At 72.5% G+C, this 11,890-nt stretch carries 8 protein-coding genes and 2 pseudogenes; 2 read left to right on the forward strand and 8 right to left on the reverse strand.

The window, feature by feature from the left end:
• The 5 genes and pseudogenes from ACIQK6_RS19970 to ACIQK6_RS19990 form a co-directional block, all read right to left on the reverse strand.
• The gene (locus ACIQK6_RS19970; protein ID WP_402695187.1) at positions 1 to 1,089 is read right to left on the reverse strand and encodes a trypsin-like peptidase domain-containing protein; all 1,089 of its coding nucleotides are present in this window, start codon (positions 1,087 to 1,089) and stop codon (positions 1 to 3) included.
• Positions 1,086 to 1,994: a hypothetical protein gene (locus tag ACIQK6_RS19975; RefSeq protein ID WP_402695188.1), complete on the reverse strand. Its 909-nt coding sequence runs from the start codon at positions 1,992 to 1,994 to the stop codon at positions 1,086 to 1,088. The genes ACIQK6_RS19970 and ACIQK6_RS19975 overlap by 4 nt, the downstream gene beginning before the upstream one ends.
• A gap of 681 nt (positions 1,995 to 2,675) precedes the next feature.
• Positions 2,676 to 3,059: pseudogene (locus ACIQK6_RS19980) on the reverse strand (IS5/IS1182 family transposase); the annotation flags it as partial.
• Positions 3,026 to 3,550: a GNAT family N-acetyltransferase gene (locus tag ACIQK6_RS19985; protein ID WP_329095121.1), complete on the reverse strand. Its 525-nt coding sequence runs from the start codon at positions 3,548 to 3,550 to the stop codon at positions 3,026 to 3,028. The gene ACIQK6_RS19985 and the pseudogene ACIQK6_RS19980, both read right to left, overlap by 34 nt.
• Before the next feature lie 59 nt (positions 3,551 to 3,609).
• Complete coding sequence (locus ACIQK6_RS19990) at positions 3,610 to 5,709, reverse strand: SpoIIE family protein phosphatase (protein ID WP_402695189.1); 2,100 nt, start codon at positions 5,707 to 5,709, stop codon at positions 3,610 to 3,612.
• Positions 5,710 to 5,968: 259 nt separating this feature from the next.
• Here ACIQK6_RS19990 and ACIQK6_RS19995 point away from each other — a divergent pair.
• Positions 5,969 to 6,553, forward strand: a pseudogene (locus ACIQK6_RS19995) (phosphatase PAP2 family protein); the annotation flags it as partial.
• Positions 6,554 to 6,649: 96 nt separating this feature from the next.
• On the opposite strand, the gene ACIQK6_RS20000 reads toward ACIQK6_RS19995, so the two are convergent.
• The gene (locus ACIQK6_RS20000) at positions 6,650 to 7,348 is read right to left on the reverse strand and encodes a response regulator transcription factor (protein WP_329095123.1); all 699 of its coding nucleotides are present in this window, start codon (positions 7,346 to 7,348) and stop codon (positions 6,650 to 6,652) included.
• Positions 7,345 to 8,826, reverse strand: coding sequence for a histidine kinase (locus ACIQK6_RS20005; protein ID WP_402695263.1), 1,482 nt, complete (start codon positions 8,824 to 8,826; stop codon positions 7,345 to 7,347). Before ACIQK6_RS20005 ends, ACIQK6_RS20000 begins: the two co-directional genes overlap by 4 nt.
• Positions 8,827 to 9,082: 256 nt before the next feature.
• Here ACIQK6_RS20005 and ACIQK6_RS20010 point away from each other — a divergent pair, with 256 nt between their 5' ends.
• Positions 9,083 to 9,703, forward strand: coding sequence for an L-threonylcarbamoyladenylate synthase (locus tag ACIQK6_RS20010; protein ID WP_266607919.1), 621 nt, complete (start codon positions 9,083 to 9,085; stop codon positions 9,701 to 9,703).
• Positions 9,704 to 9,733: 30 nt separating this feature from the next.
• Here the strand turns inward: ACIQK6_RS20010 and ACIQK6_RS20015 are convergent, their stop codons facing one another.
• Complete coding sequence (locus tag ACIQK6_RS20015) at positions 9,734 to 11,887, reverse strand: bifunctional serine/threonine-protein kinase/ABC transporter substrate-binding protein (protein WP_402695190.1); 2,154 nt, start codon at positions 11,885 to 11,887, stop codon at positions 9,734 to 9,736.
• Positions 11,888 to 11,890: the final 3 nt, after the last annotated feature.

Genomic DNA, 11,890 nt, shown 5'->3' on the forward strand with positions numbered 1-11,890 from the left:
CTACTTCCCCAACCGCACCGCGAGACGCAGCTCCTGTCGGTAGCCGCGCGCGCCGTCGCGCCGGTAGTCGTCCGGCGGGATGGGGGTGGCGAACACTTCTTGCTTCCCAGCACGGCTGCCGAAGCTGATCAGACCGAGGATCGCGCCGTCGGCCCCGATCAGCGCCGAGCCTGAATCACCTGGTTGGACGCTCGCCTGATCACTACTCCTGACGCGGATGGCTTCACGCCAGTAGGCCACCCTATCCCCGCCCCCTAGCCAATCGGATTTGATCTCTCCATGCAGCGATTCGATGGTCGAGTACTGAGGCTTTCCGGTTTTCATGCCGATCCATCTCACTGCTTCGCCCACGTGCAGTTCTCTTCTGATCGGCAGCGGCTTGAAGGGCGTGGCGTCGGCTATCCCGGCTACGCCGAAGGTCATCTTCTTGCTGCCCACCGGGATCTGACACCACGCGAAGTCGAACACGTTGCGAACGGGCCACAGTTGCGCAATGTCGTACCACGGGAAACTCGCCGGGTATGTCACGACATCGAGGCAGCCGTCGCATCTTCCGATGAGACCTTCCTGCTGCCATGAAGAAACGGGTGCTTGGACGGGTTGATAGACCTGCAGTCCGGGGGCAACCGACCGATCCGCTATCACGTGAGCGTTGGTCAGAAGGCATCTTCTGTTCCTGAACACCGTCATCACTCCGAGTGTGCCTCGACCACGGCGATGGAAGAACGTGTCCCCATCCGGAGCCTGGATCTCGTAGCCGCCCTTGCAGGGCCGCCGATAGCTGTGGAAGTCCTCGCTCAGGGGGCGGATGGGTCCGGTCTCGATCACGTCCGTGGGTACGGACGTGCGCCTGATCGATCCATCCGGCTCGATGACCTCGGTCTCCACCGACTGCGGCACGGGGAAGTGATGTTCCGTCAGGGCGGCCGGGGGCTTCTTCTCGACGACGCCGACGACGATCGCCCGCTGCCCTGTCTCCCGGCCGCCGACGGTCTTGGCAGCCGTGTCGAGCATCACGATGTCCGGGTGGAGGATCCAATGCTCGACTGCCATGTGGACCCTGTCCGCAGGCACCGGTCCGGTACTCATGGCGCGCTCCTGTGCAGCACCGGCCCGGCCGCGGCGGTCGGGGGCGACCAAGACAGTCGCGCCCGCATGTCCGCGGACATCGGGAGCTCCTTCTCCAGGGGACGCGGAGGCAGATCGTCGGGGCTGTGCACGTCGATGACCGCAGGGCTCTCGGCCCCGTAGACGAGTGACGCGAGCGCGTTTCCGGTGGAGTCGAACATGGTCAGCACGTTGGTCAGCTGCCAGTAGAAGCAAGTCCTCGACTTGACGCCCTTGCTGTTGTCGTAGGTCTGGGACACGTAGGCGGTCGTCTCGACATTCGTGCTGGCCTGCTGGAAGGTGGTCGAGTCGTTGCTCAGGCTTGCGGTGAGCGTTGCGGAGACGGGACCCCAGCCGGCCGTGGCGCTGCCCGTGACCGATTCCGCCACATGGGACTGCTCGGAGGTGGTGCTTTCCATACCGGCGGTGGTCGTGTAGCTGATGGTCCTCTTCGCACCTGCGGCGATGCTGTAGGAGTCGGGAAGGCGCTGCCAGTACTGCTCCCGGACCACGACGTTCCCGGTCTCGAGCTCTCCGCAGCCCACCATGATCGATGGAGAGTCCTGCGGGATGATCACTCCGTCACCGGGCTTCGGCGGCAGGCCTATGTCGTTCGGGTCGAGCAGATCGAAACTCGTGATGGTCACGCTGCCGCTTTCGGGGGTTCTGACGGCGGCGGCAAACGCCCCTGTATAGGAGTTCGTGAACAACCAGTACCAATCCGTGCCCGAGTCCTGGCGCGTGTAGCTTTCCTGCCCGTTGGCCGGCAGGAGAACAGTGCCCTCAGGCAGGTACTGGTCCGGGGTCGTTTGGCAGCTGAAGTGGTCGCCCTCGGTACTCAACAGGTACAGGGACAGCGGGATACAGGTCTGATTGGTGAACGTCACGGGATTTCCCGTCGGACTTTCCTTGGAGACAAGCGTGCCGTGGATGGCCTTCTGATACTCACTTCTCATCTGCATGCTGGTTCACCTCTGTCGTGTTGCGAATTCGTTCGCGTCGGACATGGGCTACCTGGCGGCGGGGCGACAGAACAATGAAGGCGGCCGGCCCGTCCGTACGGGGACTGTTTCAGAGGGCTACCTGCACTGCATGGTCCGCGCTCCGCGCTGGTCAGTGCGGTGGGGCCGGCACCTGGGACGGGCGCTCCGCCAGCGGGCATCGGCTTCACACGAGAGGCACCCCGCGAGCACCTGCGTCACGGCCTCCGGAGCAACCATCCAGGGGGACTTCGTGCTCTTCCGTCCGAACCGGACCGTTCTGGTCAGCAGGCTTTTGGGCTCCTATGTCAAGGTAAGCGCGTCTGGATCGCGCGGCAAACTCATCTCGGCTTGGGTGCGGCCCGTCGCTCTCGCGGCTAGGGAAGTCGAAGTTGTCACAGCAGGCGGTCACCCACCCCGGCAGTCGGCCTGAGCACACGATGAGTCGCCAGATAGTGCGGTTTTACCCCTCCGCCACCGGCAACTAGGTTTCGAATCCTGCGCACTTGGTGTCGCCAGCCGACGGTGAGGTTCCCGGCCGATGCGGTCGACGGCCTTGGCGTGGGCCGGATCGGGGATCATGGTGCGGTGCTCGCAACGCAGGCGCAGGAGCCCGAAGTCCGTATCCTCCCGGCCGCGCGGCAGGGGACGTCCGGCCCTCCTGCGGTGCGGGACGATCAGGCCGGTTCCCGGGCAGACGCCGTCCGCGATGACCGTCGTCCCGGCGGCCGCGGGGACGGACTCGCGCCAGACGTGTGCGTCCGCTCGCTGCCCGGTGCCGGGCGGGCGCTCGCGACGGCCAGGCGGCTGTCGGCGTCGATGATGACCTGCACCGTTCGTCGAGAACCGGTAGGTGCGGGAGGAGGCGCCGACCGTGCGGTCGCGGGCCGGAACCGGGGTGCCGTCCACGCGCCAGGACTCAGGCTTCCGCAACCCCCTCAGAGGTCGATCCAGTAGCGCCGCTTGGGGCCGATCAGGGTTTCGCGGACGTCCTCCAACACCCCGCCATTGCCCTCGATCGTGCGGACCGACGCCTCGTTGTCCGGGTCGCAGGTCAGCAGGACCCGGTCCATCCCCAGGACGCGCGCCTCGTGCAGGACGGCCGCCAGGGCCCAGGTGGCCAGGCCCCGGCGGCGCGCCGAGGGCCTGATGCTGTAGCCGATGTGGCCGCCCGCGTCGAGGAGGAAGCCGTTCAGGTAGTGCCGCAGGTCGATCGCGCCCAGGTACGTGTCGCCCTCGGCGATCCACCAGTAGGTCGCGTGGACCCGGCCGTGGTCGACCGGCAGGGTGCGGTCCGACTGCCGGCGCAGTCGCTCCACCCAGGCCGCGAAGCCCTCCGGGGTGTCCACGTCGTCGTCGGAGCCGAGCCCGCCGCCGTCCAGATGGGCGTCCGGCCCCCATTCCCGCTGCGCGGCGAGCCAGGAAGCGTGCAGGTGGGGGCTGGGGGCTATGAGCTCGGGCATACCTCGGACCATAACAGTCGGCCGGGTCGGGCTCGTGCGGCAAGATCCGTGAGGACGGCTCAGGCGGAGCCCGTCGGCAGGGGTCGGGCACGGGCGATGACCAGGGCGACGTCGTCGTGGTCGTCCGTGCGGCGCAGTGAGTCCAGGAGGCGGTCGCAGGTCTCTTCCAGTGGACGTCCGGTGTCGGCGAGCAGGGTCAGCAGCAGGTCGAGGCGCTCGTCGATGGGCTGGTCGCGGGTTTCGACCAGGCCGTCGGTGTAGAGGACGAGTTGGTCGCCGGGGTCCATGGCGATGGTGGTGGACTCGAAGGGGATGCCGCCCACGCCGAGCGGTGCGCCGGTGGGCAGGTCGAGCAGTCGGGGCCGCCGGCCGGAGCGGATGAGGACGGGGGGCAGGTGTCCGGCGAGGGCGACCCGGCACTGGGCCTCGTGCGGGTCGTAGACGACGTAGACGCACGTGGCGATGGTTTCTTCCAGTGCGGCGGTGGTGTGGTCCAGTTGGTGGAGCACCTGGGGCGGGTCGAGGGCGAGTTCGGCGAGGGTGCGGGTCGCCGTACGCAGTTGTCCCATGCTGGCCGCGGCATTGATGCCGCTGCCCATGACGTCCCCGACCACGAGGACGGTGGTGTCGTTCGGTCCGGCGATGGCGTCGAACCAGTCGCCCCCGATCTCGCTGCTGGCCGCGGCGGGCCGGTAGCGGTAGGCGACTTCCAGGCCGGGCGTGGGTGGCGGGTGGTGCGGCAGCAGGTGGTGCTGGAGGGCGAGGGCGGTGTGGTGCGCGTTGCGGTACCAGCGGGCGTTGTCGATGCACACGGCGGCGCGGGCGGCGAGTTCGCCGGCCAGCACGATGTCGTCGTCGTTGAACGGCAGCGGGTTGCGGGTGCGTTTGAGGTCCAGTGCGCCGAGGACCTCGCCGCGCGCGATGAGCGGCACGGCCAGGTAGGAGCGCAGCCCGGCGCGGCTCAGCAGGTCGGCGGCGGTGCTGTCGCGGGCGATGCGCGAGATGTCCTGGGCCTGCACGTGGGCGACGAGGACCGGGTGGCCGGTCGTCACGGACTGGGTGACCAGCCGGTCCGCGGCGTAGCGGGCGATGTCCCCGGGCGGGTCGGCGGCGCGGACGGCGTCGCTGGGGTAGGCGGCCGCGAGGGCCAGTGCCCGGAACACCGCCGGCTCGTGGGCGGAGGACCTCAGGGTCGGCCGGCCTTCGAGGACGGAGTCGAGGATGTCGACGGCGGCGATGTCCGCGAGCTCGGGCACGACGACGTCGGCGAGCTCCCGTGCGGTCTGGTCGAGGTCGAGGGTGGTGCCGATGCGGACGGTGGCGTCCGCGATGAGGGCGAGACGGCGGCGGCTGCGGGCGATCTCGATGGCCGCCCGGTGACTCTGGGTGACGTCGACCACGGAGGTGGCGAGGCCCAGTACCCGGCCGGTGGCGTCCTCCAGCCGGTAGTACGACACCGACCAGGCGTGTTCGGTGCGGTCCCCGCCGTGGGTGCGGCCGGCCGTGAACTGTTCGAGCAGCGGCGTTCCGGTGGCCAGGACCTGGCGCATCGCCGACTCGGCGGCCTCCGCGTCGTCGAGGAAGGCAAGCGCCTCGCGGACGCCCCGGCCGATGTGCTGTTCGGCGGGGAGCCCGTTGATCCGTTCCAGCGTCGGGTTGACGAGCACGTACCGCAGCTCGGTGTCCAGGACCGCGAGGCCGATCGGGGACTGGGCCACCAGGCGCGCGGACAGGGCGAGGTCCCGCTCCAGCTGGCGCAGCCGGGTCCGGTCGGTCGCGATGCCCAGGGCGAACATGTCTCCGTGCTCGTCGAGCAGCCGCATGTTGCGGAACTCCACCAGGCGGGTGGTGCCGTCCCTGCGCCGTACCGGGAAGGCCCCCGCCCAGTCTCCCGCGCCGCCCATGACGCGCGCGAACAGCTCCGTGACCATACCCACGTGCTCGTTGGCGGCCAGCAGCCGGGCAGCGGGGCGACCGAGCGCCTCCGCCGCCGTCCAGCCGAACAGCTGCTCGGCCTGCGGGCTCCACAGCGCGACCCGTCCTTCGGAGTCGAGGACGACCGCCGCGACGTTCAGGACGTCGAGCAAACCGCTCGGCGGGGAGACCCCGGCCATGCCGGGTCTGATCCCACCGGTCCCCGCCCCGTCGATCGCACTCATCGGCGACGCTCCTTCCGGCATCGTCGGTCCGCCGCCGCCCGCCGCCACCCGCCCTGGGGCGGTCCGAGGCGTACGGCTTCCTCTCATCGTGCCCCCGAACCTGCCCGGCAGCGTCCGGAGCGTCTCCGCCAGGGCCGCCGCGCACCGCCGCCCGCGCGTCACGCACGGAACGGCGGACGTCGCAACCCGACCTTCGTCGGGGTCCTGGCGGGCCGTTCAGCCGGGGCGGGCGGGACCCTGCGTTCCTACGGTCGGGACCATGGAATCGAACACCCGATACGGATGGGCCCGACGGCTGCCGCTCGCCGCGACGACGGCCGGGGCGGGCGCCGCAGCCGTCGCCTGGGCGGCTCCCGGTGGGGCGCTGGGCACGAACGAGCCGGTACGCGTCACGGAGGGCGCCTCGGCACTGGCCTACCGGTCACTCGCCCGGAGCGTGGCGGAGGACTGGCCGGCCTGGGCCGGGACGGCCCTGGAGGCGGCGAGCGAGGGCACCCTGGTGGTCCTGGGCCTGCTGCTGCTCGCGGCGGGCCTGGGCTCTCTGCGTCGTCGTGACGCGCCGGGCGTGGCCGGGGTGGCCCTGGCGGCCGCCGGAACCGTGGCGGCCTACGCGCTCAGCGAGGCGCTGAAACTCCTGGTCGACGAGGAACGACCCTGCCGGGCCGTGGCCGGGGCCCTGGCGGTCGCGCCGTGTCCCGCGCCGGGCGACTGGTCGTTCCCGAGCAATCACGCCACCCTCGCCGCCGCGCTGGCGGTCGGGGTGACGCTCGTACGCCCCCGGCTGGCGGCCCCGGCCCTGCCGGTGGGCGTGGCCGCCGTCCTGCTGCGGGTCCTGGTCGGCGTGCACTATCCGCACGACGTCCTGGCGGGCGCGGCGCTCGGGGCGGCCGCCGTGCTGACCGTACGGATCCTCCTGCTGCCCGCCGCGGGACGCGCGGCGTCAGCGCTCCTCGTAGGGAGCGCTGCCCACGGGCGGCACCGGGACCGCTCCGGCCTCGTGGGCGACCACCGCCGCCGCGGCCCGGTTGTCGACGCCGAGGCGGGCGAGGATCGAGCTGACGTAGGCCTTCACCGTTCCCTCGGCCAGGTGCAGGCGGCGCGCGATCTGCCCGTTGGACAGTCCGCCGCCCAGGAGGCCCAGCACGTCCCGTTCCCGCGCGGTCAGGGCGTCGACACGGGCACGGGCCGCGGAGCGGCGGCCCGCCCGGGCGCCCGCGCCGTCGGCCGCGAGATGGGCGACGACCCGGGCCGCGACCTTCGGTGACAGGTAGGCGGCGCCCTCGGCGACCGCCCGCACACCGGCCTGCAGCTCCTCCGGATCGCCGGACTTGACCAGGAAGCCGGTGGCGCCCTCGCCGAGCGCGCGCAGGATGTAGTCGTCCTCGCCGAACGTCGTCAACATCACGACTCCGGTCGCCGGTACGGTCCTTCGTATCTCGGCGGCGGCCGCAATGCCGTCCGTGCCCGGCATCCGGATGTCCAGTACGGCGACGTCCGGGCGGTGGTGCTGCACGAGCCGCACCGCCTCGTGGCCGTCGCCGGCCTCGGCGACGACGGTGATGCCGGGATCGGTGGCGAGGACGGCGCGGACACCCGCGCGGATCATCGGCTCGTCGTCGGCGATCAGGATCCGGATCATCGGACTTCCCTCCCGGTGAAGGTGTCGGTGGAGACGAGCCGGCCGGCGCGGAAGCAGAGCCGGTAGATGTCGCCCGAGCGGTCGTCGAAGGGATCGGCGGTCTGTACGTAGAACTCGCAGGCCGCACCGGCCGGTTCGGGGGCGGGTCCGGCCGGCCGGCGGCTCGTCTGCGATGGCGGCAGGTACGGCGTTACCTCGGTACGGGGCTGCCCGACGCTCAGCCGGGCGTGGTCCTGCGGGGCGAGGACCGACTGTCGGGCCGTCACGGTGTCCCAGGCCCGCACCCCGACCACGAGCACGGCCGCCGTGGAGAGCGGCACCAGCACGGCCGCGACGGCGGTGCGGCACAGCCGACGGCGGGCGCTGCGGTGCTCCGGGGGCAGTACGCCGCCCGGGCGGGCGGGATCGGCGGGGGGCGACGGGGTCGTTCCGGGCCGGTGCGGGAGCACGGCGCGCACGGCGAAGCCGTCTCCCTCGGGGCCCGCGGTGAAGGAGCCGCCGGCCAGCCGGACCCGTTCGTCCAGGCCGATGAGCCCTAGTCGGTGGGGCTCGTCGGGGGCGCCCGGGAGCGGGGCGCCGGGTGCCGGGCCGCGGACCGGCCCGTTCCGCACGGCGACCTCGGTCCGGCCCGCCCCGTCCGCCGTGCCCACCCCGTGGCGGACGACGACCGTGGCGCGGGAAGCGGGCGCGTGCTTGGCGACGTTCGTCAGCGCCTCCTGGACGACCCGGTACGCGGCCAGGTCGACGGCCCGCGGCACCGTCACGTCCGCCGGTTCCCCCTCCACCTGCAGCCGGACGTCGAGTCCCGCCCCGGCGGCCCGGTCCACGAGGCCTCCGATCGCGGCGAGCCCGTTCGCCGCTCCGCTCTGCGACCCGGGCGCCGGGTCCGAGGGTTCGCGCAGAACGCCGATCACCTCCCCGAGCCGGTCCACGGCGGCTCCCGCCCTGGTTCGGATGTCGCGCGCGGCGATGCGGTGGGCCTCGGGGAGGCCGGGGGCCAGCTGCAACGCTCCCGCCGACAGGGCGACGAGGCTGAGTTCGTGGCCGAGGAGGTCGTGCATGTCCTGCGCGATCCTGGTCCGTTCGCGCAGTCGGGCCCGTTCGGCGAGCAGGCGCTGTTCCCGCTCCAGCCGCGCGGCCCGCTCCCACCCGGCGCGCACCAGTTCGCGGTACTGGCGCTGGAACCGGCCCGCGAACCACGGGAACACCGCCGCGGCGAGCAGCGTCAGTGCGCACCGGGTCGCCCACGCGAGCCACCCCGGTACCAGGATCACGACGGGCACGGCCGTCACGAGCAGCACGGTCAGGGCCACCGCCGCGCTCCGTCCGGGCCCCGGTCCGCGGCCGGCGAGGTAGGCGCTGACCACCGCCGCCGTCCCCCACCACGGGTCGGTCACGCTCGCGCCGACGGCGGCGACCGCCGCGGTGAACAGCGCGGCGGACACGACCGGTTGCGGGACCCGGGGCACGATGATCATTGATCTCACGCACCCGACCCTACGGAACTCCCCCGGACCGGCGGCACTGCCGAAGGTCTACCTTCGGACCCCATCGGTCCGGACAGCTGGTCGCCGCCGGGTCGCCGCGGCCCTCGGCGGGCCGAGCCGGGGCGGGATCGGCGATCGGCGATGGCGATGGCGATGGCGATCGGCTCCGCGGAAAGGCCCGGTGGGCGTACCGGTGGGCGGGCCCGGCCGTACCGGCGTCGGGGTCCCGACCGCGTAGGCTCGGCGGATGGCGAAATACTTCGACGTACACCCCGAGAATCCCCAGCGACGCACCATCGACAACGTGGTCGACATGATCCGCGGCGGGAAGCTCGTCGCATACCCGACCGACTCCTGCTTCGCGCTGGGCTGCCAGCTCGGCAACCGCGACGGCATCAGCCGGATCCGGTCGATCCGGAACCTGGACGACCGTCACCACTTCACCCTCGTGTGCCAGAACTTCGCGCAGCTGGGCCGGTTCGTGCAGATCGACAACGACGTGTTCCGCGCCATCAAGGCGGCGACTCCCGGCAGTTACACCTTCATCCTCCCCGCGACCTCGGAGGTGCCGCGCCAGCTGCTGCACCCGAAGAAGAAGACGGTCGGGGTCCGGATCCCCGACCACGTCGTCACGCAGGCCCTGCTCGCCGAACTCGGCGAGCCGCTGCTCTCCAGCACCCTGCTGCTGCCCGACGAGGCCGAGCCGATGACCCAGGGTTGGGAGATCAAGGAGCGGCTCGACCACGAGGTGGACGCCGTACTGGACTCGGGTGACTGCGGCACCGAGCCGACCACCGTGATCGACTTCTCCGGTGGTGAGGTCGAGATCGTGCGCCGGGGCGCGGGCGACACCACCCGGTTCGAGTAGCCGCACCGGGCCCGCGGCCCCGACCCCCGGTCACCGCCCGGCCCCGGGGCGCAGGTCCGAGTAGATCCCCAAGTACCGGTACGCGCCGGATTCGACCTGGTAGAGGTGGCCGGTACCGCCTCTGGTCAGCACGTGCGAGTTGGAGTCGAAGGACAGTCGCTTGGCCAGGCCTCCGTGGGCCGTCCGGAAGATCCGGCGGGTCACGCCCGCCCGGTCCCGCCCCTCTACCCCCAGGCCGGTCAGGGTCTCGGCGAGCAGTCCCACGGCGTCGTACGCCTCGGTGGCCCAGCGGGCGGGCGGTTGCCCGTACGCGGCACGGTGGGCGGCGACGAACTCGGCGGCGGCGGGGACGGCGAGCGGGTCGGTGAACAGGGCGGCGAACACCCAGCCGTCGGCGGCCGGACCGGCCTCCGTCAGGAAGGCCGGTTCCATGGCGTGCTGGAGGCCCATCCGCCGGCCCTGGAACCCGCCCTCGGTCAGGGCACGGGCCATCCGGGCCGCGCGCTGCGGTGAGGTGCCGGCGTAGACGACGGCCTCGGCCCCGGCCTCGGTCAGCGCGCGTGCGGCGCCGGCGAAGTCGGAGCTGCCCGCCGGGATCCGGTGGACGCTGAGCGTGCCCTGCGACGGCGGTGTCTGTTGCAGGTACTGGATGACCGGGAAGACGGGCTCGCTACCCTCCACGTCCTCGACCAGGCCCGTACGGTGGACGAGCCGGATCCGGCTGAGGTAGTCGATCACCGGGAGGGCGAGCTGGTCGCCGGCCGGGCGGGTGGCCACCACCGTGCGCCATGTCTCCCGGGTGAGGGCGGTCTCGGGGCTGTCGGCGGATACCAGCAGCAGGGCGAGATCGGCCGCGCCGCAGGCGACGGCCAGTTCGGGCACGGGGGCGTCCCAGGTGGGTCCGGTGAGCGCGACCACTGCGGGGTCGGCGGCGAGCTCCTTGACCACTTGCGTGGCGCGGGTGGCGTTCCCGCCGTCGTCGGCGATGCGCAGGGCCAGCCGGAACGGGGCGTCCGACCGGCTGTTGTGCCGCTCCACGGCGAGCTTCATGCCGCGCTCGTGGGCCTGGCCGGTCTCCTTGCCGGGCCCGGTCAGGTCGGCCTGGAGGGCGAGGGTGTGGGTGGCGAGCGCGCGGGCGGGCGGTAGTGTTCTGCCGCGGGCCCGGCCGCGGGTGGTGAACCAGGCGACCGGCGCGCCGATGACGGCCAGACCCGCGCCGGCGCCGAGCAACCGTCTGCGCGTGAGGCCCCGGACGGCCGCCTCCGGCGCATCGATCCGTGTCGGTTCCGGGGCGGGCATGTCCAGGGCCCTGGTGGAGCGTTCGGCGATCAGGCGGGGCAGCGGGGGCGGCAGCCAGTCCTCGCCGTCCGGGCCGGGGAGGTCCGCTCCGAGTACGGCGTCCAGCTCGTCCGGGGTCGGCCGGGCCGCCGGGTCCTTCGCCAGGCAGGCCAGCACCGTGTCGAGCAACTCCGTTGGCAGTCCGGAGAGATCGGGCTCGTCGTGCACCGTACGGTAGACCACCGCGGCCGCGTGTCCGCCGCCGAAGGGACCGTGCCCGGTCGCCGCGTACGCCAGGACGCAGCCGAGGGAGAACACGTCGCTCGGGGCGCCCGCTACGGCGCCGTCCGTGCGGGCCTGCTCCGGTGCCAGGTATCCCGGGGTGCCGAGGACCGCGTCCACGGCGGTCAGCGTGACCGCGCCCTCGGCGCGCGCGATCCCGAAGTCGATCAGCCGGGGCCCGTCCGGGGCGAGCAGGATGTTGCCCGGTTTGACGTCGCGGTGGACGAGTCCGGCGGCGTGCACCTGCGCGAGTGCCTCGGCGAGCCGCGCGCCCAGGGTGCGCACGGCCCGGACGGGCAGCGGACCGTACCCGCCCACGGCCTCGGCCAGAGAGGGACCGGGGACGTAGGGGGTGGCCAGCCAGGGCTCGCGCGCCTGCGGGTCGGCGGCGACGACCGGGACCACCCAGCGCCCGGTCAGCTGCCCGGCGGCCTCCACCTCGCGCCGGAACCGGGCGCGGAAGTCCGGGTTCGCGGCGTGGTCGGCGCGGATGACCTTGACGGCAACCAGGGTTCCGGCGGCGGAGCGGGCGAGGTACACGGTGCCCATGCCGCCCGAACCGAGGCGTCCCAGCAGCCGGTTGCCGCCGATCGCGGCCGGATCGGCGGGGGTGAGCGGGCGCATCCG

The sequence above is a fragment of the Streptomyces sp. NPDC091682 genome (genome assembly GCF_044756625.1).
Lineage (GTDB): Bacteria > Actinomycetota > Actinomycetes > Streptomycetales > Streptomycetaceae > Streptomyces.

Coding starts and splice junctions, on each gene's coding strand:
- ACIQK6_RS20005 (WP_402695263.1), bottom strand. CDS start 8,826: ATGATCATCGTGCCCCGGGTCCCGCAACCGGTCGTGTCCGCCGCGCTG.
- ACIQK6_RS19985 (WP_329095121.1), bottom strand. CDS start 3,550: ATGCCCGAGCTCATAGCCCCCAGCCCCCACCTGCACGCTTCCTGGCTC.
- ACIQK6_RS20015 (WP_402695190.1), bottom strand. CDS start 11,887: ATGCGCCCGCTCACCCCCGCCGATCCGGCCGCGATCGGCGGCAACCGG.
- ACIQK6_RS20010 (WP_266607919.1), top strand. CDS start 9,083: ATGGCGAAATACTTCGACGTACACCCCGAGAATCCCCAGCGACGCACC.
- ACIQK6_RS19990 (WP_402695189.1), bottom strand. CDS start 5,709: ATGAGTGCGATCGACGGGGCGGGGACCGGTGGGATCAGACCCGGCATG.
- ACIQK6_RS20000 (WP_329095123.1), bottom strand. CDS start 7,348: ATGATCCGGATCCTGATCGCCGACGACGAGCCGATGATCCGCGCGGGT.
- ACIQK6_RS19970 (WP_402695187.1), bottom strand. CDS start 1,089: ATGAGTACCGGACCGGTGCCTGCGGACAGGGTCCACATGGCAGTCGAG.